The sequence below is a fragment of the Bradyrhizobium sp. SZCCHNRI2009 genome (assembly GCF_032485115.1).
Classification (GTDB): Bacteria; Pseudomonadota; Alphaproteobacteria; order Rhizobiales; family Xanthobacteraceae; genus Bradyrhizobium.
In genome coordinates, this window is record NZ_JAUEUH010000003.1 from 675,222 (window position 1) to 695,586 (window position 20,365).

Genomic DNA, 20,365 nt, shown 5'->3' on the forward strand with positions numbered 1-20,365 from the left:
TAAACACAGCGTGTTTGGAAACTCTTTGATTCTCCTCGCTTTCGTGCCAATGATCGCGCACAGCTGAACCGTGCCTGGAACGGCTCCAATTAGCCCGGCGACGACCTCTTTCGATTTGGCTTGTTTCGCTTTGGATTGGTGTCGAACGCGGAGATTTGACATTGCGTCTGATCAGGTGCCTTGCGTCGTTGGCGGCGCTGGGCCTCGTGATGTGTGGTGCCGCTGCCCCCGCTCAGGCCGTTGACGCCGTCAGCGTTCGCAGCGACGCGCCTGCGATCGACCTCACGGGCATCCTCGATCATCAGCGCAGTGAGAACGACCGCATCCAGGTCTCGACCGCGCCCGGCACCGACGGCATCGTCCGCCGCATCGAGGTGCGGGCGCGCGAGGGCGGCCAGAACTGGATCGTGTTCGCACTGGCCAACAACACCGACGACCAGCTCGACCGCCTGATCGTGGCACCGCACTACCGCGTGGTCGGCTCCGGCGTGTTGTGGCCCGATCTCGGCCTGTCGCGCATCGCCACCATCACGCCCTCGGTCGGCGACCTGCCGGAGCGGCAGGAGAGTCCGACCGCCGACGTCTTCCGCGTCACCCTCGATCCGGGCTCGGTCGTCACCTTCGTGGCCGAGCTGCGCACGGACAAGCTGCCGCAGCTCTATCTGTGGGAGCCCGAGGCCTACAAGGACAAGGTCAACTCGTTCACGCTGTACCAGGGCATCGTGATCGGCATCTCCGGTCTTCTCGCCCTCGTTCTCACGATCCTGTTCGTGGTCAAGGGCAGTATCATGTTTCCGGCGGCCGCGGCGCTGGCCTGGGCGGTGCTGGTCTATATCGGCGTCGATTTCGGCTTCTGGGGCAAGGTCCTGGACATGTCGAACAATGCCGAGCGCGTCTGGCGCGCGGCGGGCGAGGCGATCCTCGCCGCGACCCTGCTGGTGTTCCTGTTCGCCTATCTCAATTTGTCGCGCTGGCACGTTCGCTACTCGCACATCACGCTGGGCTGGCTGTTCTTCCTGGGCTCGCTGGTCGCGGTGGCGCTGTTCGACCCGGCGGTGGCCTCGGGCATCGCGCGCATGTCATTGCTCTTGATCGCCGTGCTGGGCTTTGCGCTGATCGTCTATCTCTCCAGCCACGGCTTCGACCGCGCGGTGCTGCTGATCCCGACCTGGTTCCTGCTCACGGTGTGGGTCGCCGCCGCCGGCATGACGGTCGCGGGCCAGGTCACCAACGACATCGTCGGCCCGGCGCTGCTCGGCGGCCTCGTGCTGATCGTGATGCTGATCGGCTTCACCGTGATGCAGCACGCCTTCGCCGGCGGCGGCGCCACCACCGGCATCGTCTCCGACGTCGAGCGCCGCGCACTGGCGCTCGCTGGCTCCGGCGACCTGATCTGGGACTGGGACGTCTCCGCCGACAAGGTGTTCACCAGCCCGGAGACCGAGAGCCTGCTCGGCCTGAAGCGCGGCACGCTGGAAGGCCCGGCCGCGAAATGGCTCGAGGTGCTGCATCCGCTCGATCAGGACCGCTTCCGCGCCGCGCTCGACAGTGTCCTCGACCAGCGCCGCGGTCGCCTGGTGCAGGACTTCCGTCTGCGCACGCCCGACGGTCATTTCATGTGGTTCGCGCTGAAGGCGCGCCCCGTGGTCGGCTCCGACGGCGAGGTCTCGCGCGTGGTCGGCACCTTGACGGACGTGACCGAGTTCAAGAATGCCGAGGAGCGCCTGCTCCACGACAGCGTGCACGACAATCTGACCGGCCTGCCCAACCGCAAGCTGTTCATCGACCGTCTTGCCGCCGTCGCCAATTTCGCCAAGTCGATGCCGGCCATGCGGCCGACCCTGATGGTGATCGATCTCGACCGCTTCAAGCAGGTCAACGACTCCGTCGGCATCGCGGTCGGCGATTCCATCCTGCTGACCCTGGCGCGGCGGCTGTCGCGCATCCTCAAACCCCAGGACACGCTGGCGCGGCTGGCCGGCGATCAGTTCGGCCTGATCCTGCTGTCGGAGCAGGACCCCGCCCGCATCACCGCCTTCGCCGAGACCATCCGCAAGACCATCCGCGCGCCGATCGCCTTCAACGAGCGCGAGATCTTCCTGACCGCCTCGATCGGGCTCGCTTTGTCCGATCCGCAGACGCAGCTGTCGGAGGACATCATCAAGGATGCCGAGCTTGCGATGTATCATTCCAAGCGCATCGGCGGCGACCGCATCGACGTCTACAAGCCGGCGATGCGCGCGCGCAAGAACGACCGCCTGACCCTGGAGAGCGAGCTGCGCCGCTCGATCGAGCGCCAGGAGATCACCATCCTTTACCAGCCGATCGTGCGGCTGGAGGATCGCTCGATCGCCGGCTTCGAGGCGTTGGCACGCTGGGACCATCCGAAGCTCGGCCGGATGTCGCCGATCGAGTTCATCACCATCGCGGAAGAGATCGGCCTGATCGTCGATCTCGGCACCTTCGTGCTCGACCAGACGGCGCGGCAGCTCTCGGTGTGGCAGCGCGCGACACGGCTGCGCGAGCCGATCTTCGCCAGCGTCAACGTCTCCTCCCGCCAGCTCCTGCGCCACGACCTGATCCACGACATCCGCTCGGTGCTGGCGCGCTCTTCGGTGGCGCGCGGCTCGCTCAAGATCGAGCTGACGGAATCGCTAGTGATGGAAAACCCCGAGCACGCCGCGCAGATGCTGGCGCGCATCCGCGAGCTCGGCGTCGGCCTGTCGATCGACGATTTCGGCACCGGCCATTCCTCGCTGGCCTATCTGCAGCGCTTCCCGTTCGACACCTTGAAGATCGACCAGTCGTTCGTGCGCACCACCGCGCGCGGCACCCGTCCCGTCATCCTCAAATCGATCATCGCGCTGGCGCACGACCTCGGCATGGACGTGGTGGCGGAAGGCGCGGAGACCGACTCCGATGCCGTCGAGCTCTATCAGCTCGGCTGCGAATACGCCCAGGGCTACGCCTTCGGCGAGCCGATGGACGCCGACGCCGCGATGCGGCTTCTCACGGAAGAGCGGCTGGAAGCGGCGAGCTGAGGCTGCAATGCATCCAGGACGGCAACAGCCTCAGGATGCATCTTTCATTTTGCTTCGTTTGAGGTAGATTTACTGCGGTACCGCGTAAAGGGTGCCGTGTGAGTGATGACCGATGCGTGCTTGCGGGGCAGAAGGCTCGCGACATGGCCCGTTCGCGACGAGCCTAGTCCGTCTCGAACTGCGACAGCGCCGTGAGCGCGCGGCGATAATTGTCGCCCCCGAGCCGGCGTGCCACCCGCTTCTCGTGCGCGGCGACCAGTGCATTGGCCTTCTTGAGCATCAGGCGGCCACGCGGCGTCAGGCCGAGCGCATGGGCCCTGCGGTCGTGCTCGGAGCGCTCGCGCACGATCAGGCCGGCCTGCTGCAGGTCGTCGAGCAGCGCGACCATGCGCGCGCGCTCGATGCCCAGCGCGCCGGCGATCGCGATCTGCGCGGCGCCGGGATTGGCCGCGATCGTCTCCAGGATCGAATAGAGGATGACGTCGAGGTCGATCGTCGCGAGCGCGGCGTTGACGTCGCGGAAAATCCAGTGCTGGAGGCGGCGGACGAAATAGCCGAGATGGTTCTCGAGCTCACCGAGACCGATCCCGGAATCCTGGCTGGTTGCGTCTCGCTGCGCTCCGGTGCTCGCGCTCTTCGGCATGCTGGCTCGCTGACATGAGGCATCCCTGCCTAGACCGATGCCGTCGCAGGGGCAAGCCGCTCCAATCGGTCACATCCACAATAATTGCAAAGTACAACCATTCTGTTAGTCTCGCGGTCAACGAATACAACATGGGAGGGAAACGCATGCCGTCATCGATGGCGACGGTTGCCTGCACTGCAACCGCAATGCGGCAGCGCATTGCACCCGATCGCGGCGCCCGCCGCGCTGCGTGTTCCTCCCGCACTGCAGCTTCAGCGATCACCTCCCGCAGCCCGGAGACACGCCATGGCTGATGCAGAACGCCGCGCCTCCGAGCCTGCGATGTTCGCCAAGCCGTCGATCGAGGCTGTCAGGCGCGACGACGGCGCGATCATCCTGCGCTCGCGCATGCCGCTGCAGCCGGCCGCGCGCTGCACCGGCGAATGGCTGGAGCATTGGGGCCGCCATTTCCCGGATCGCACGTTCCTGGCCGAACGTCGTGGCGACAACTGGACCTGGCTCACCTACGGCGAAACATTGATGCAGGTCCGCGCCGCCGCGGCCTGGATGCTCGCGCAGGGCCTCGGTCCCGAGCGTCCGCTGGCGATCCTCTCCGACAACAGCATCGCCCATGCCGTGCTGGCGCTCGCAGCGCAGCATGTCGGCATCCCCGTCTGCGCGATCTCGCCGGCCTATTCGCTGATGTCGACGGATCACGAGAAGCTGCGCGCGATGATCCGTCTGCTCGATCCGGGCGCCATCTTCGTCGCGCAGCGCGAGCCGTTCGCGCGCGCGCTCGCCGCTGTCGACGGCCTGCATCGGGCGACGGTCATCGCCGGCGACGGCGATGCAACGAGCGCGCTGTCGCTGCAGGCCCTGCTCGCGACAAAGCCCGGGCCGGAGGTCGACCGCGCCTTCGCCGCGGTCACGCCGGACACGGTGGCCAAGCTGCTGTTCACCTCCGGCTCGACCGGGCAGCCGAAAGCGGTGATCAACACGCACCGGATGCTGACCATGAGCCAGCAGGCCAAGGCGCAGTTGTGGACGTTCCTGCGCGAGGTCGAGGGCGGCCCCGTCATCGTCGACTGGCTGCCATGGAGCCACACCTTCGGCGCCAACCACAATTTCAACCTGGTGCTGAGCCACGGCGGGTCGATCTACATCGACGGCGGCAAGCCTGCGCCGGGCCTGTTCGAGACGTCGCTCGCCAATCTGCGCAGCCTGGTGCCGACGATCTATTTCAACGTGCCGCGCGGCTTCGACATGCTGGTCGCGGCACTCAGGTCCGACGACGATCTGCGCCGCAGATTTTTCTCCGGCGTCAGGTGCATCCTCTATGCGGCCGCGGCCTTGCCGCAAAATCTGTGGGATGCGCTCAACGAGATGAGCCGGGCCACGATCGGCCGCCCTGCACCGCTGGTGTCGGCGTGGGGCGCCACCGAGACATCGCCGCTCGCGACCGACTGCCACTTCTTCGCCGAGCGCGCCGGCAACATCGGCGTGCCCATCCCCGGCACAGAGCTCAAGCTGGTGCCGACCGGCGAGAAGCTCGAGGTCCGCGTGCGCGGGCCGAACGTGATGCCGGGCTATTGGAAGGCGCCCGAACTCACGGCCGCGGCTTTCGACGAGGAGGGCTTCTACAAGATCGGCGACGCCGTGAAGCTTGCAGATCCCGAGCATCCGGAGCGCGGCCTGTTCTTCGACGGCCGCATCACCGAGGATTTCAAGCTCAGCTCCGGGACATGGGTGAACGTGGGCGCGCTGCGCGTCGCCGGCATCGCGGCGCTGGCGCCGTTGGCGCAGGATATCGTGATCGCCGGCCACGGCACCGACGAGGTGCACTTTCTCATCGTGCCCAACATCGCAGCGTGCCGCGGCGCTGCCGGGATGACCGAGACCGTCCCGGCCGGCGACGTTCTGGCGCATCCATCGGTGCGCACCGCCATCGCGCGAGGATTGGCCAGGCTTCGCACCGAGGCGGTCGGCTCTTCCCGCTATGCGACCCGTGCGCTGTTGATGGCGGAGCCGCCCTTGCTCGATGCCGGCGAGATCACTGACAAGGGCTATATCAACCAGCGCGCGGTGCTCACCCGCCGCGCCGATCTGGTCGCACGACTGAAGGATGAAAACGCGACCGAGCTGATCAGGCCCGATATGTCCTGACCCAGAACTACGCAACTACTCAACTCACTCACAAGATGGCGTCCGTACTACTACGGGAACGCCTCACGAGTGCGGCAATTAGTTACCATCCACACTTAACCGGGCATCAACTGCGAATCCTTAAAATCACTCGCATCTAGCTCCCTCATTTGCCCGGACCGCCCCATGGCTCAGCCGCGTTTCTCTCTCGCTTTCCGCATCTACGCGATCATCGGCCTGTCGTTCTGTGGACTGGTCGGGCTCGCCGCAACGCAGAGCCAAAACCTCGAGACCGCTCTCAAGGATCAGCGGCAGAGCGAGCTGAGCCATCTGGCGCAGACGGCAGTCAGCATCGCCCGCGAGGAATATGACGCGATCGCGCGCGACAAGGTGGCGCCCGAGGTCGCGCAGAAGAAGGCGGCCGAGCGGATCGGCAAGCTGCGCTACGGCAGCGGCGACTACTTCTGGATCAACGACATGGGTCCGAAGATGGTCATGCATCCGATCAAGCCGGAGCTGAATGGTCAGAACCTCGCTGACAACAAGGACCCGACCGGAAAGCGGCTGTTCGTCGAAATGGTCGATGTCGTCAAGCGCCAGGGCGCCGGCGTCGTCGACTACATGTGGCCGAAGCCCGGCAAGGATGCGCCACAGCCGAAGATGTCCTATGTCGCCGGCTTCGAGCCCTGGGGCTGGATCATCGGCACCGGTGTCTATGTCGATGATCTCGAAGCCCAGATGTGGGAGAGCAAGCGCAGCGTGTTCATTGCCGCCATGCTGGTGATGCTGATCATCGGGTCGATCACGCTGATCATCGCACGGCGGATGTCGTCGGCGCTGGCCGCGATGAGCGGCGCGCTGACCGAGCTCGGCAATGGAAACTTCGACATCAAGCTGCCGGGCCAGAACCGCAGCGACGAGCTCGGCGACATGGCGCGCTCGATCGAGCAGTTCAGGCAGAAGACCGAGGAGAAGGCGCGGCAGACCGCGATGCTCGAAGACGAGCAGCGCCAGGTCGCAGAGCGCATCAAGACCAAGGCGCTGCAGGAGATGGCCGAAGCCGTCGAGCAGGCCGCCAGCAGCGCGGTCGGCGAGGTCGCGCAGGGAACCGGCCACATGGCCGACAATGCCAAGTCGATGACCGACAGTGCGCTGACGCTGGAGCGCAACTCGAGCAGCGTTGCGGCGGCGGCCGAGCAGGCCCTCGCCACCACCCAGACGGTCGCCAAGGCGTCGGCCCAGCTCGCCGCCTCGATCTCGCAGATCTCCAGCCAGGTCAGCTCGTCGCGCGAGCTCACGCGCAAGGCCGTCGCCGCCTCGTCCGACGCCCAGGCCACCATCGCGAAGCTGTCGGAAGCCGCCGACAAGGTCGGCGCCGTGACCAGCCTGATCAGCGAGATTGCCGGCCAGACCAACCTGCTGGCGCTGAACGCCACCATCGAGGCCGCCCGGGCCGGCGATGCAGGCCGCGGCTTTGCGGTCGTCGCCTCCGAGGTGAAATCGCTCGCCGAGCAGACCGCCAAGGCGACCAGCGAGATCGCGCAGCAGATTGCCGAGATTCAGGACTCGACCCGCGCCTCGGTCACCTCGATCGGGGCGATCGGCGAAGTCATCCGCAACGTCGAAGCCGTATCCTCCGGCATTGCCGATGCGATCCAGGCGCAGAACAGCGTGACCATCGAGATTTCGCGCACGGTCGAGGAGACGTCCGCCGCCGCGCGCGAGGTCGCCAGCCAGATCGCCGAGGTCTCTCGCGAAGCCAGCGAGGCCGGCCGGCGCTCGACCGACATCCGCGACGGCTCGACTGTTGTCGCCGACAAGGTGCAGCGGCTGCGCACCGAACTGGTGCGGGTGATCCGGACGTCGACTGCCGACGTCGATCGCCGGCTGTCGACGCGGCTCAACATCAACCGCCCGGGCACGCTGCAGGTGAACGGCGAAGCGATCCCTGTCACCGTGCGCAACCTCTCGCTCGGCGGCGCCCTGCTCGAAGCCGTTCCGGTTCGTCTGACGATGAACACGTCGGTGACGCTTGCCATCACCGGCATGGTGTCCGATCTGCCGGGGACCGTGACCCGCGTTGGCGACCGTACCGCGTTGGTCCAGTTCGCATTGAACCCGGAGCAATCGGCGCGGCTGACGGCGCTGGTCTCGGACCGTCAGGCGGCGTAACGCGCCGATCTCCGCCTCAACGGAAATGGCAGGCGACGAGATGCCCCTCGGCGCTTGCCTTCAATGGCGGCACTTCCTTGCTGCAGACGTCCTTGGCGATCGGGCAGCGGGTATGAAAGTGACAGCCCGATGGTGGATTGATCGGGCTCGGCACCTCGCCCTTGAGCCGCACGCGCTTGCGCTTGACGCTCGGATCCGGGATCGGCACCGCCGACAGCAGCGCCTCGGTGTAGGGATGTTTCGGCGTCGAATAGAGCTGGCGTGACGGCGCGGTCTCGACGATGCGGCCAAGATACATCACCGCGACGCGGCGGCTGATGTGCTCGACGACCGAGAGGTCGTGGGCGACGAACAGATAGGCGATGCCGAACTTCTGCTGCAGATCCTCGAGCAGGTTGATGACCTGGGCCTGGATCGACACATCGAGCGCCGACACCGGCTCGTCGCAGATGATCAGCTTGGGCTCGACCGCGATCGCCCGCGCGATGCCGATGCGCTGGCGCTGGCCGCCCGAGAACTCGTGCGGATAGCGCGTCATGTGGTCGGCCTGCAGGCCGACGGTCTCCAGGAGATGAACGATGCGCGCCTCGTATTGCTGGCGTGAGGTCGCCAGCCCATGGATGGTCAGCGCCTCGCCGATGATGGCGCCGATGGTCATGCGCGGGTTGAGCGAGGCATAGGGGTCCTGGAAGATGATCTGGATGTCGCGGCGAAGCGCGCGCAGGCTTTCGCCGGACAGCGCGATGACGTCCTTGCCCTCGAAATTCAGTTCGCCCGAGCTCGGCTCGATCAGCCGGAGGACGCAGCGCCCGGTGGTCGATTTGCCGCAGCCGGACTCGCCGACGAGGCCGAAGGTCTCGCTCGGCTCGATGTCGAAGTTGACGCCGTCCACGGCCCGCACGCTGCCGATCTGGCGCTTCAAGAGCCCGCCCCGGATCGGGAACGCCTTGGTCAGGTTGCGTACGCTGAGCAGCGGCGCGGGTACGACGGGGGTGGCAATGGCAGCTTCGGTCATCACAGCAACGTCTCTTCGGCGCGGATGCACGCCACCTTGTGGCCGGGCTCGATCTCGCGCAGCAGAGGCTGCGCGGTCCTGCAATCGGGAATGGCGAAGCGGCAGCGAGAGGCGAAGCGGCAGCCCTCCGGCGGATTGACCAGCTTCGGCACGCTGCCGGGGATGCTTTCCAGCCGGCTCTTCCTGACCGCGTCGAGATCGATCCGCGGGATCGAGCGGATCAGGCCCTGCGTATAGGGATGGCGCGGATTGGCGAACAGCCGCTCGACCGGCGCCTCCTCCGCGACCCGGCCGGCATACATCACCACGACACGTTGCGCGACCTCGGCCACGACGCCCATCGCGTGGGTGATCAGCATGATCGACATGCCGAGCCGCTCCTTCATGTCGAGCAGCAGATCGAGGATCTGCGCCTGGATCGTGACGTCGAGCGCCGTCGTCGGCTCGTCGGCGATCAAGAGCTTGGGATTGCACGACAGCGCCATCGCGATCATCACGCGCTGGCGCATGCCGCCGGAGAAATGGTGCGGATAGTCGTGAACGCGGGCTTTCGGATTGGGGATCTGCACCAGCGCCAGCATCTCGGCCGCCCGATCCATCGCCGCCTTGTTGGACAGGCCCTGGTGCAACCGGATCACCTCGGCGATCTGATCGCCGACGGTGTAGACCGGGTTGAGCGAGGTCATCGGCTCCTGGAACACGATCGCGATCTCGCTGGCGCGGATCTTGTTCATCTCGGACGAGCCGAGCGGCACCAGGTCACGGCCCTGCCACAGGATCTGGCCCCCGGCGATGCGGCCGGGCGGCATCGCGATCAGCTTCAGCACCGACATCGCGGTGACGGTCTTGCCGGAGCCGGACTCGCCGACCACGCACAGGGTCTCGCCGCTGCCGATCGAGATGTCGACGCCGTCGACGGCCTGGACCTCGCCCTCGTCGGTGTTGAAATAGGTCTTCAGCCCCTTGATCTCGAGCAGCGGAGCTACGCGCGCGTCCATCACATCACCTTCCGCGGATCGAGCGCATCGCGCAGGCCATCGCCGATGAAGTTGATCGCGATGACCGTGAGGAAGATCGCGCCGCCGGCGAACAGCGCCCAATGCGGCGCGATGTCGAGATAGTCCTTGGCGTCGAACAGCAGCCGGCCCCAGGTCGGAATGTCCGGCGGGAAGCCGAGACCGAGGAACGACAACGTCGATTCCGCGATGATCGCGGCCGCGACGTCGATGGTGCCGGCGACGATCACCGGCCCCAGCGCGTTCGGCAGGATGTGGCGAACGACGAGACGGGTGTTGGAGGCGCCGAGCGCGCGCGCCGCCTCGACGAATTCCTTCTCGCGCAGCGACAGGAACTGGGCGCGGACCAGACGCGCCACATGCATCCAGCGGAAGCCGCCGATCACGAGCACGATGAGCACGAACACGCCGCCTTCCGGGCCGAGCCAGCCTTTGAGGAAATCGCGGAACAAATAGATGATCAGGAGCAGCAGCGGCAGTTGCGGCAGCGACAGAAACAGATCGGTCAGCCACATCAGCGCGGCATCCACCGGTCCCTTGGCCGAGCCGGCGATCGCACCGACGAGAATGCCGACGAACAGCGCCACGCCCATCGCGGCAAAGCCGACCGCAAGCGAGATGCGGCCGCCATAGATCATGCGCGCCAGCAGATCCTGGCCGAGATCGTCCGTGCCGAACGGGTGCTCCCAGGACGGCGGCGCGAGGCGTGCCGTGAAGTCGATCTCGTTGATCGGAATCCGCCACAGCCACGGGCCGAGCAGGATCGAGAGCGCGAGCAGCAGCAGCACGACGATGCTGGCCGCCGCGAGGCGGTGACGGAGGAAGCGGCGGAGCGCGTCGCGGCCCGGCGAGAAACGCCGTTTGGGCGATGCGACGACCGGCACCGTCTCAACGGAAGGAGATGCGTGGGTCAAGCCAGCCATACAGAATGTCTGCGATGAGGTTGAAGAGGACGACGAGGCAGGCGAACACGAAGGTCACCGCCATGATGACCGGCGTATCGTTGGCGAGGATCGCGCTGATCAGGAGCGAGCCGATGCCGGGAATGCGGAAGATCTGCTCGGTGACGATGGCGCCGCCGAACACCGTCGGCATCTGCAGCGCGACCAGCGTCACCACCGGGATCAGCGCATTGCGCACGACGTGCTTGACGATCACCTTGCCCTCGTCGAGGCCCTTGGAACGCGCGGTCGTGACGTAGTCGAGCTTGATGACGTCGAGCACGGCGGAACGGACATAGCGCGTATAGGACGCCGCCTGGTAGAGGCCGAGCACCATGACCGGCATGATCGCCTGCTTGATGCTCTCCCACCACCATTGCCAGCCGGTCGCCTGCAGGTCGGCGCGATAGACGAACGGCAGCCAGCCGAGATTGACGCTGAAGATCAGGATCAGCAGCAAGCCGGTGAAGAAGGTCGGCAGCGAGAAGCCGATGAAGGCGAAGGTGTTGGCGATCTGGTCGAAGATCGAATACGGCCGCCGCGCCGCGAGCACGCCCACCGGCAGCGCCACCGCCAGCGCCAAGATCTGCGCGGTGCCGACCACGTAGAGCGTGGTCGGTATCCGCTGCAGGATCAGCGTGTCGACGTTGACGCGGCTGGCGAAGGAGAAGCCCCAGTCGCCCTGGAACATGGCGACCAGCCAGTGGACATAGCGCAACAGCACGGGATCGTTCATCCCGAACTTGATGCGCAGCGCCTCGCGCACCTCGGGCGGCACGTTCGGGTTGCTCGCGAGCTCGCCGAATGGATCGCCCGGTGCCAGCGCGAGCAGCACGAATAGAATGAGACTGATGCCGAGCAGGCTCGGCACAGCGACGATGAGGCGCCTGAGAAGATAGTTTCCCATCGCTCCACCCCTACAATGTCTGGCTGGTCATGCTGGCCGCGCGTCAGCTCGCCCGATACCAGGTGGCGATGAACGCCAGATCGTTGTCCCAGCCGCTCTTGTACAGCACCATGCCGTTCTTCACGCCGATCGCATTGAGCCGGTTGATCTCCGGCAGGACGTAGTTGTCACGCACGACGAGATCGTTGAGCTTGATGAACAGCGCGGCGCGCTTGACCGGATCGAGCTCGCTCTGGGCCAGCATGTAGGTCTCGTCATACTCCTTGTTCTGCCAGCGGCAGATGTTGCGGCCCTGCCACTTGTTCTCCTTGGTCGCGGCCTCGGTGGACACGAACTGGTTCATGAAGAACTGCGGATCCGCCTGCGGCATCGTGGTCTGATACATCTGCATATCGCAGTAGAAATGCGAGTAGGTGTCGGGGTTCGCGACGTCCGAGGAGAAGAACACCGACGCGACCACCGACTTCAGCTCGACCTCGATGCCGGCCTTCTGGAACGCCTGCTTGATGATCGCCTGATTCTTCTGGCGCGGGCCGTTGATCGAGGTCTGGAACACGAATTTGAGCGGCTTGCCGTCCTTCTCGCGGATGCCGGAGGCGCCCTTCTTCCAGCCGGCGGCGTCGAGGATCTGGTTGGCCTTCTCGATCGAGAACTCGAAAGTATTGTTCTTGGAGCGGAAGCGCTCGGGGTTGTTGAGAAAGTTGGGCGTCGCGACGCCGGCGCGTCCATAGATGAACTTCTGCACCGACGCACGGTCGATCAGGAGATTGATCGCCTTGCGCACCTCGGGATCGGAGAACAGCGGGTGCTTGGTCTTCAGGCTGGCGCGCTCGCCGTCGACCTCGACATTGGGATCGGTGACGTTGAGGCCGATATACTCGATGTTGCCGGTCAGCGTCAGCTCGGTCTTGCCCTGGCCGCCCGCCTCGAGCTTGGTCAGGATCTCGTCCTCGACCTGCAGATTGTAGGCGTAATCGTATTCACCGGTCTGCAGCACTGCGCGCGCAGCGGAGACCGCGTCGCCGCCGCCCTTGATCTCGACCGTGTCGAAATAGGGCTGCGTCGGCACGTGATAGTCCGGAAAGCGCTTGCCGGCGACGGTGTCGCCCGGCTTGAAGTCCACGAACATGTAGGGACCGGTACCGACCGGCTTCAGGTTCGCCGGCGCCTCGCGCGACTTCGCCCCGATATAATCCGCAAAGTGATGCTTGGGGATGATGCAGCCGAACGAGGCGACGAAGGCATCGGCCCAGAACGGCGTCGGCTGCGGAAAGACCAGCTTCACGGTCAGATCGTCGATCTTCTCGATCGACTTGACGTTCTTGTAGCTGCCGATCGAGACCGCCGAGGTCTCGGGGTTGTTGGCGTATTCCCAGTTGAAGATGACGTCGTCGGCGGTGAACGGCTTGCCGTCGTGCCATTTGACGCCCTTCTTCAGCTTCCAGGTCACCGACATGCCGTCGGCGGCAAGACCGCCATTCTCCTTGCTCGGAATCTCGGCCGCGAGAATCGGCACCAGATTGCCGTCCTTGTCCCATCCGGCCAGCGGTTCGTAGAACAGGCGGCTGGCCTCCTGGTCCTTGGTGCCGATGGCGAAATGCGGATTGAGCAGCGTCGGCGCCTGCCAGAGCAGCAGCTTGAGCGGACCGCCGCCACCGGCCTTGGTCGGCTTGTAGGGGATGGCATCAGCAGCGACCGCGGCGCCTGAGTAGGAGAGCATCGCGCCAGCCATCGGCGCGGTCAGCCCCACGGCAATCATCCGCTGCACAAATTCGCGCCGTGACAGGCGTCCTGCTTTGACATCAGCGATCTGGCTACGGAGGTCACGCTCGTTCATCCATCGACTCCAAAGGTGGTGCTGAATGCCAAAAACGCGTCCCCGTCCTGGATCGATCGGGAACTGCATAAAATTGGATCAGCCTTCGAAGCGACTGTCAAAGCAGAATCCGGGCCAATTCCGCAATAAAGAACGGATCGATTGTCGCACTTCGCAGATGCGGAAAGATTGACTGCGAGTCACATCCCGGAAAATGGAACTACGTCGCTCGCGACGGTCGCTCGCGCCGGGAGGTACTGCCTCGGCGCGAACGCCGCGATCAGCGCTCAGCTCTCTCGATACCAGTTCGGCAACTGCCAGAGATCGTTGTCCCATCCCGAGGAATGGGTCTGCAAACCCTTGCGGATGCCGCTGACGCGCGGACGGTTGAGCTCCGGCAGCACATGGCGGCCGGCGCAGACCGTGTCGTTGAGCTTGATATAGAGCGCTGCGCGCTTCACCGGATCGAGCTCGCGCGTGAGTTCGTTGTAGAGATCGTCATATTCCTTGCTCTGCCAGCGCGAGACGTTGCGGCCCTGCCATTTATTGGCCTTGCTGGCCGCTTCCCACGACACGTACTGGGTCATGAAGGCCTGCGGCTCCGGCGACGCCATCGTGATCATCAGCATTTCCATGTCGCAATAGAAGTGCGTGTAGGTGTCGGGATTGGCGACGTCGCTGGAGAAGAACACCGAACCCACCACCGACTTCAGCTCGAGCTCGATGCCGGCCTTCTGGCAGGCCTGTTTGACGATCGTCTGGTTCTTCTGCCGCGGCCCGTTGGTGGAGGTCTGGAAGACGAGCTTCAGCGGCTTGCCGTCCTTCTCCCGAATTCCGCTCGCCCCCTTCTTCCAGCCGGCGTTCTCCAGGATCTCGTTCGCCTTGTCGATGTTGAACTCGAAGCGCGTGTTGGGCGAGCGATAGCGCGCGGGATTGTTGACGCAGTTCGCCGTGGCGATGCCGCCGCGGCCATAGACGAATTTCTGGATCGAGGTGCGATCGATCAGGAGGTTGATGGCCTCGCGCACCGCCGGGTCCGAGAACAGCGGGTGCTTGGTCTTGAGGCTCGAGCGCTCGCCGTCGACCTCGACATTGGGATCGGTGGCATTGAGCAGGATGAATTCGAGATTACCGGTCGGCACGATCTCGGCGACCCCGGTCCCGCCGGTCTCCAGCTTGACCAGGATCTCGTCCTCGACCTGCAGATTCCAGGCGTAGTCATATTCGCCGGTCTGCAGCACCGCGCGTGCCGCCGATACCGCGTCGCCGCCGCCCTTGATCTCGAGCGTGTCGAAATACGGCCGGTTCGGAACGTGGTAGTCGGGATTGAGCTTGCCGGTCAGTATGTCGCCCGGCTTGAAGTCGACGAACAGATAGGCGCCGGTTCCGACCGGCTTGAGATTGTTCGGCGCCTCGCGCGACTTGGCGCCGATGTAGTCGCCGAACAGATGCTTCGGAATGATGGCACCGCGGCCGCCGACGAACGGCGTGAACCATTGCGGCGTCGGCTGGCTGAACACGAGGCGAACGGTGTGGTCGTCGATCTTCTCGATCGTCTTGATGTCCTTGTAGTCGCCGATGGTGACTGCGGACGTCTCGGTATTGGTGGCATATTGCCAGTTGAAGATCACATCGTCGGCAGTGAACGGCTGGCCGTCGTGCCACTTCACGCCCTGCTTGAGCTTCCAGATGACCCAGGTGCCGTCGGCCGCGACGGTGCCGTTGGCCACGCTGGGAATCTCGCTCGCCAGCACCGGGACGAGATTGCCGTCGGCGTCCCAGCCGGCCAGCGGCTCGTAGAAGGCGCGCGCGGATTCCTGGTCCTTGGAGCCGATGGCGAAATGCGGATTGAGCAGGGTTGGCGCCTGCCAGAACAGGAGCTTCAGCGCGCCGCCGCCGCCCGCCTTGGTCGGCTTGTAGGGGAATTCCTGCGCAGCCATTGCCACTCCCGAATGCGCCAGCATCATGCCGACCAGCGGCGCCGTCAGTCCGGCCGCCAGCATCCGCTGCACGAAGTCGCGGCGCGACAGCCGCCCGTCCTTGACCGCGGCGATCTCGTGGCGCAGGTCCTGCTCGTTCATGTCCGCCTCCCATATCCTCAGTCACAATGCGGGCTCGATCGCGCCCTGAAAGCTCAACCACACTGCCGCACCGCCGGAAAATCAGGACACAGCTCCAGTGCCGCGGACACGGATACAGCTCAGCGCTCCGGCTTCAGCTTGCGGAAGCGGACGCCCTTGCCATCGGGCAGCCGGGTCGCGACATAGCCCGCCGCCAGGCAGGCCTCGCGCTGCGGCATCTTCTCCTGCGGACTTCGCAGGCTGTCCCACCACGAGGCGCGCTGCGCGGCGCGCGGCAGGCCGTCGCCGATCAGCTCCTCGATCTCGTCGAGGCTGAGCACCAGCTCGGGGCGGGTCTGCCGCTTGAGATAGTCTCGAAGCGCATCATAGTCCGGCAAGTCTCGACTCCATCGTACCAGCGCGTGTGCGGCCGCCTTGACGACAGGCGCGGCGAACGCAACGACTCGTTAACCTAACATGCGTTACTTCGGCTTTATCCGTCAGTCTACGGACGGGACTCCACGGGGGACGGGACGATCCGATGCGCTGGACACGCCGAACGGGCCGGGCGACGCAGCCTTGGCGGCTTTCGGCGCGCACGCTGATCACCTGCTCCATCTCGACCATCATCGGTTTCTCCGCCATCTGCGCCAGCGTCATGATCGACCTGCGCCGGAGCGAGGAAGTCCGCGCCCGGCAGGCGCTGGAGAACATGGCCGCCAGCATCGGCGCCGACATCAGCCGCACCGTCGAGCTCTACGATCTCTCGCTGCGGGCGGTGGCCAGCAACATGTTGCTGCCCGAAATCAACGAGGTCAGCAAGCACGTCCGCCAATTGATCCTGTTCGACCGTTCGTCCACCGCGAAGAATTTCGGCACCATCCAAGTCTTTGATGCCCGCGGGCGGCTGTCGCTCGAGTCGTCGACGCTCGACCCGCTGCCGGAGGACCGCAGCGACGCCGATTTCTTCCAGGTGCATCGCGACCGGCCCGACACCGGGCTCTATGTCGGGCGGCCCGCTCAGCATCATGGCCAATATTCCATCGTTCTCAGCCGCCGCATCTCGACGCCGGACGGACGCTTCGCCGGCGTCGTCGCCGGCTCGATCCGCATCGGCTATTTCCGCGACCTGTTCGCAAGGCTCACGCTCGGGGCGGGCGACAACATCACCGTGCTCCGGCGCGACGGCACCGTCATCGTCAGCGCGCCGTTCGATACCGGCGCGATCGGGCGCAACCTGGCGCGGGCGCCGGCCGTGACCCGCGCGCTCACCGAGCCGGCCGGCTGGTCGAGCAGCTATGGCGCGCTGGACGATCTGCCGCGGCTGCTGGTCTGGCGCAATGCCAATGAGCCGCTGGTCGTGATCGCCAGCAAGTCGTGGGACAGCGTCTATGCATACTGGCGCCATGAGGCTGCAGAGATCGGGGCGATGATGCTGGCGCTGATCGTGTTCGTCCTGGCCGCGACGCAGGTCGCCGCGCGCGAGATCCAGCTCCGGGCGAAGGTCGAATCCAGACTGGAGCAGCTCGCGACCACGGATCCGCTGACGGGCCTGAAGAATCGGCGCAAGTTCGACGAGACCATCGAACTCGAATGGCGGCGGGCGCAGCGCGCCGGCGCGCCGCTGGGGCTGCTGATGATCGATGCCGATCACTTCAAGAGCTACAACGACACCCATGGGCACCAGGCCGGCGATCAGGTGCTGGTCGGCATCGCCGTGTGCATCTCCGATTCGGTGCGGCGCGCCGGCGACTGCGCCGCGCGTTATGGCGGCGAGGAGTTCGCGGTGCTGCTGCCGGGGACCTCGGAAGCGGATGCGCTGCGCGTCGCGGAGACGATCCGCAGCAAGGTCAAGCTGTGGGCGGGAGAAGCGTGCACCACCTCGATCAGCATCGGCGCCGCCAGCGTCACGCCGTCGCGCGACACGGACTGGACCGGCCTGCTCAATGCCGCCGACCGCGCCCTGTACATGGCCAAGGCCGCGGGCCGTAACCGCTGCGCCAGCGCAGCGGTGCGTCATCCGTCACCCGCGGCTTCGCTGGCGGCGTGATGCCGCCAACCGCCTCGAAGGCGCGGCATTTCGCGCCGGCTTGGCCTCAGCCCTTGCCTTCGAGATAGCGCTTCATGTCCGCGCGCAGGCCATCGCGCAGGTCGGCTCGCGCCATGGCGAAGGCGATGTTGGCCCTCAGGAAGCCGGACTTCGAGCCGCAATCATGCCGCTCGCCGTCGAAGTCCACGCCGTAGAATTTCTGCGTCTTCGACAGACCGATCATCGCGTCGGTGAGCTGGATCTCGCCGCCGGCGCCGCGCTCCTGCGTCGCGAGGATCTGGAAGATCTCCGGCTGCAGGATGTAGCGCCCGGTGATCGAGAAGTTCGACGGCGCGGTGCCCTTGGCCGGCTTCTCGACCATGCCGTCGACCTCGAACATCTTGCCGTCGCGCTTGCCGACGCCGCAGATGCCGTATTGATGGGTCTGATCGGCCGGCACCTCCTGCACGGCGAGCACGTTGCTCTTTTCCGGCAGCTTGCTGGCGGCAGCAATCATCTGCGCCAGGCACCCCGGCGCGTTCAGCACCAGCTCGTCGGGCAGCACCACCGCGAACGGCTCGTCACCGACGATGTCGCGCGCGCACCACACGGCATGGCCGAGCCCGAGCGGCGCCTGCTGGCGGGTGAAGCTGACCGCGCCGGCCTCCGGCTGGTCGCGCGCGAGGATTTCCATCTCGGTCTTCTTGCCGCGCGCCGCGAGCGTCGCGTCGAGCTCGTACATGCGGTCGAAATGATCCTCGATCGCGGTCTTGTTTCGCCCGGTCACGAACACGAAATGCTCGATGCCCGCCTCCTTGGCTTCGTCGAAGACGTATTGGATGAGCGGCTTGTCGACGATCGTCAGCATTTCCTTCGGCATCGCCTTGGTGGCGGGCAGGACGCGGGTGCCGAGACCGGCGACCGGAAAAACGGCTTTGCGGATCTTCATGGGGATGACTAGACCTTGTGGCGATATGAATGCGAAATCGATCGCATTTTAGGTAGCTCGTTTGCAGCCGAGAACAAAGGCGGATGTTGGTCCAGTGTTCCGCTCGACACGGACCGAACGGCTAAATTTCGCTGCGGAAATCGTTAACCTTGTTAATCTCCCGTTAAGCAGGACCGGGCCTCGTGGAGGCCGATCTTCCATGCGATCTGGATCGAGACATGATGCGACGGAACGTGATGCTGACAGCTCTGAAGGCCGGTGCTGGCGCGGCGGTTCTGGTCACGGCGTTGACGGTGGTGTCTGGTTCCGCTGTCGCGCAATCCTCAGGCGGGCCGCTGAACTTTCTCGACGGCCTGTTCACGGGCACCCTGACGAAGGGCGACCCCGCCCCCAACCAGCCCCCTGCCGCCGGCGGGCCGCAGCCGTGGAGCGGCCAGGACGGCGCCTCCGGCCATCCGCTGATGACGGCGGCGGCGATCCGCGAAGCCGCCGGCAATTTCGACAATTGCGTCGCCGGCATGTGGCCAGATGCCGCACGACGCAACATCACGCAGGACAATTTCCAGCGCTTTACCGCCGGCCTGTCGCCGGACCTGCGCATCATGGACCTGCTCGACGCGCAGCCCGAATTCACCAAATCGATCTGGGACTATCTCGACATCCTGGTGAACGACAACCGGCTGGCGAAGGGCCGCGAGGTGCTGGCGAAGTACAAGCCGCAGTTCGATGCGGCCGAGCGTACCTATGGCGTCGACCGCTACATCGTCGCTTCGATCTGGGGCATCGAGTCCAACTACTCGACCCAGATCGGCGACCGTAGCGTGCTGCAGTCGACCGCGACGCTCGCCTGCATCGGCCGCCGCCAGGCCTATTTCAAGGATGAGTTCCTCTCCGCCCTGGAAATCCTCAATCGCGGCGATTTGCGCCCCGAGCAGTTGCGCGGCTCCTGGGCAGGCGCCTTCGGCCCGACCCAGTTCATGCCGACCGCGTTCAAGCGCTTCGCCGTCGATGCCGATGGTGACGGCCGCCGCGACGTCGTCGACAATCCGGCCGACCTGATCGCCTCCACCGCCAACAATCTGAAGAAGGACGGCTGGCAGAGCGGCCAGAGCTGGGGCTACGAGGTCGTGGTGCCCCAGGGCTTCAACTACATGCTCGCCGACCGCGCCAAGAGCATGAGCTTCGCCCAGTGGGAACAGCTCGGCCTGCGGCGGGCCAACGGTCAGCCGTTCCCGACTGGCGCCGAAAAGGCCTATCTGCTGGCGCCGGCCGGCGCCCAGGGCCCCGGCTTCCTGATGCTGCAGAACTTCCGCGTCATCATGAAATACAACCCTGCGGAAGCCTATGCGCTGGCGATCGGACACTTCGCCGACCGCCTCCGCGGCGCACCGCCGTTCGTTCAGGCCTGGCCGCGCGAGGAGCGAACGCTGTCGCGCGGCGAGCGGCTCGAGCTGCAGCAATTGCTCGCCGAGCGCGGATTTTACCGCGGAACGCCGGACGGCCAGTTCGGCGGCCAGACGCGCGAGGCGCTGCGGAACTTCCAGGCCTCGATCGGGGCGCCGGCGGACGGATTTGCCACCTCGGATGTGCTCGAACGGCTGCGGACGCGCTGATCGCAGCCCCAATCTGCCCTGCCGGTAACCTTCTGGGGC

14 protein-coding genes are annotated in these 20,365 nt (G+C 65.6%); 5 read left to right on the plus strand and 9 right to left on the minus strand.

Annotation, left to right across the window (positions count from 1 at the left end; translation table 11 throughout):
- Window positions 1–161: 161 nt before the first annotated feature.
- Window positions 162–3,041, plus strand: coding sequence for an EAL domain-containing protein (locus tag QX041_RS14935; RefSeq protein ID WP_315713890.1), 2,880 nt, complete (start codon window positions 162–164; stop codon window positions 3,039–3,041).
- A 163-nt stretch (window positions 3,042–3,204) separates the two neighbouring features.
- Here the strand turns inward: QX041_RS14935 and QX041_RS14940 are convergent, their stop codons facing one another.
- Window positions 3,205–3,684 (minus strand): MarR family winged helix-turn-helix transcriptional regulator, encoded by a 480-nt coding sequence (locus QX041_RS14940; protein ID WP_315713889.1) that lies wholly within the window; start codon window positions 3,682–3,684, stop codon window positions 3,205–3,207.
- Window positions 3,685–3,972: 288 nt separating this feature from the next.
- Between QX041_RS14940 and QX041_RS14945 the strand changes: the two genes are divergently transcribed.
- Together QX041_RS14945 and QX041_RS14950 are read left to right on the plus strand one after the other, a co-directional pair.
- The gene (locus tag QX041_RS14945; RefSeq protein WP_315713888.1) at window positions 3,973–5,829 is read left to right on the plus strand and encodes a feruloyl-CoA synthase; all 1,857 of its coding nucleotides are present in this window, start codon (window positions 3,973–3,975) and stop codon (window positions 5,827–5,829) included.
- 165 nt (window positions 5,830–5,994) lie between these two features.
- Entirely contained in the window at window positions 5,995–7,980 is a 1,986-nt protein-coding gene (locus QX041_RS14950; protein ID WP_316165782.1) for a cache domain-containing protein, read from the plus strand.
- A 16-nt stretch (window positions 7,981–7,996) separates the two neighbouring features.
- On the opposite strand, the gene QX041_RS14955 is transcribed toward QX041_RS14950, so the two are convergent.
- From QX041_RS14955 to QX041_RS14985, 7 genes are all read right to left on the minus strand, one after another.
- Window positions 7,997–8,995, minus strand: coding sequence for a dipeptide ABC transporter ATP-binding protein (locus tag QX041_RS14955; RefSeq protein WP_315713886.1), 999 nt, complete (start codon window positions 8,993–8,995; stop codon window positions 7,997–7,999).
- Window positions 8,995–9,993: an ABC transporter ATP-binding protein gene (locus QX041_RS14960; RefSeq protein WP_315826015.1), complete on the minus strand. Its 999-nt coding sequence runs from the start codon at window positions 9,991–9,993 to the stop codon at window positions 8,995–8,997. The genes QX041_RS14955 and QX041_RS14960 overlap by 1 nt, the downstream gene beginning before the upstream one ends.
- Window positions 9,993–10,934, minus strand: coding sequence for an ABC transporter permease (locus QX041_RS14965; RefSeq protein WP_315826014.1), 942 nt, complete (start codon window positions 10,932–10,934; stop codon window positions 9,993–9,995). Before QX041_RS14965 ends, QX041_RS14960 begins: the two co-directional genes overlap by 1 nt.
- Window positions 10,900–11,859, minus strand: a complete 960-nt coding sequence (locus QX041_RS14970; RefSeq protein ID WP_316165784.1) for an ABC transporter permease — start codon at window positions 11,857–11,859, stop codon at window positions 10,900–10,902. Before QX041_RS14970 ends, QX041_RS14965 begins: the two co-directional genes overlap by 35 nt.
- A 43-nt stretch (window positions 11,860–11,902) precedes the next feature.
- Complete coding sequence (locus QX041_RS14975) at window positions 11,903–13,696, minus strand: peptide ABC transporter substrate-binding protein (RefSeq protein WP_315713882.1); 1,794 nt, start codon at window positions 13,694–13,696, stop codon at window positions 11,903–11,905.
- A 266-nt stretch (window positions 13,697–13,962) separates the two neighbouring features.
- Window positions 13,963–15,756, minus strand: a complete 1,794-nt coding sequence (locus QX041_RS14980; RefSeq protein WP_316165786.1) for a peptide ABC transporter substrate-binding protein — start codon at window positions 15,754–15,756, stop codon at window positions 13,963–13,965.
- 119 nt (window positions 15,757–15,875) lie between these two features.
- Window positions 15,876–16,133, minus strand: coding sequence for a hypothetical protein (locus tag QX041_RS14985; protein WP_315713880.1), 258 nt, complete (start codon window positions 16,131–16,133; stop codon window positions 15,876–15,878).
- 143 nt (window positions 16,134–16,276) lie between these two features.
- Between QX041_RS14985 and QX041_RS14990 the strand changes: the two genes are divergently transcribed.
- Window positions 16,277–17,785: a sensor domain-containing diguanylate cyclase gene (locus QX041_RS14990; RefSeq protein WP_315713879.1), complete on the plus strand. Its 1,509-nt coding sequence runs from the start codon at window positions 16,277–16,279 to the stop codon at window positions 17,783–17,785.
- Window positions 17,786–17,831: 46 nt separating this feature from the next.
- On the opposite strand, the gene galU is transcribed toward QX041_RS14990, so the two are convergent.
- Entirely contained in the window at window positions 17,832–18,713 is an 882-nt protein-coding gene (galU, locus tag QX041_RS14995; RefSeq protein WP_315713878.1) for a UTP--glucose-1-phosphate uridylyltransferase GalU, read from the minus strand.
- Between the two features lie 218 nt (window positions 18,714–18,931).
- On the opposite strand from galU, the gene QX041_RS15000 reads away from it, so the two are divergent.
- Entirely contained in the window at window positions 18,932–20,326 is a 1,395-nt protein-coding gene (locus QX041_RS15000; RefSeq protein ID WP_315713877.1) for a lytic murein transglycosylase, read from the plus strand.
- Window positions 20,327–20,365: the final 39 nt, after the last annotated feature.

Excerpts from the sequence above, each read along its gene's own strand:
- QX041_RS14940 (WP_315713889.1), bottom strand. The coding sequence starts at position 3,684 with ATGCCGAAGAGCGCGAGCACCGGAGCGCAGCGAGACGCAACCAGCCAG.
- QX041_RS14945 (WP_315713888.1), top strand. The coding sequence starts at position 3,973 with ATGGCTGATGCAGAACGCCGCGCCTCCGAGCCTGCGATGTTCGCCAAG.
- QX041_RS14950 (WP_316165782.1), top strand. The coding sequence starts at position 5,995 with ATGGCTCAGCCGCGTTTCTCTCTCGCTTTCCGCATCTACGCGATCATC.
- QX041_RS14955 (WP_315713886.1), bottom strand. The coding sequence starts at position 8,995 with ATGACCGAAGCTGCCATTGCCACCCCCGTCGTACCCGCGCCGCTGCTC.
- QX041_RS14960 (WP_315826015.1), bottom strand. The coding sequence starts at position 9,993 with ATGGACGCGCGCGTAGCTCCGCTGCTCGAGATCAAGGGGCTGAAGACC.
- QX041_RS14965 (WP_315826014.1), bottom strand. The coding sequence starts at position 10,934 with ATGGCTGGCTTGACCCACGCATCTCCTTCCGTTGAGACGGTGCCGGTC.
- QX041_RS14970 (WP_316165784.1), bottom strand. The coding sequence starts at position 11,859 with ATGGGAAACTATCTTCTCAGGCGCCTCATCGTCGCTGTGCCGAGCCTG.
- QX041_RS14975 (WP_315713882.1), bottom strand. The coding sequence starts at position 13,696 with ATGAACGAGCGTGACCTCCGTAGCCAGATCGCTGATGTCAAAGCAGGA.
- QX041_RS14980 (WP_316165786.1), bottom strand. The coding sequence starts at position 15,756 with ATGAACGAGCAGGACCTGCGCCACGAGATCGCCGCGGTCAAGGACGGG.
- QX041_RS14990 (WP_315713879.1), top strand. The coding sequence starts at position 16,277 with ATGCGCTGGACACGCCGAACGGGCCGGGCGACGCAGCCTTGGCGGCTT.
- galU (WP_315713878.1), bottom strand. The coding sequence starts at position 18,713 with ATGAAGATCCGCAAAGCCGTTTTTCCGGTCGCCGGTCTCGGCACCCGC.
- QX041_RS15000 (WP_315713877.1), top strand. The coding sequence starts at position 18,932 with ATGATGCGACGGAACGTGATGCTGACAGCTCTGAAGGCCGGTGCTGGC.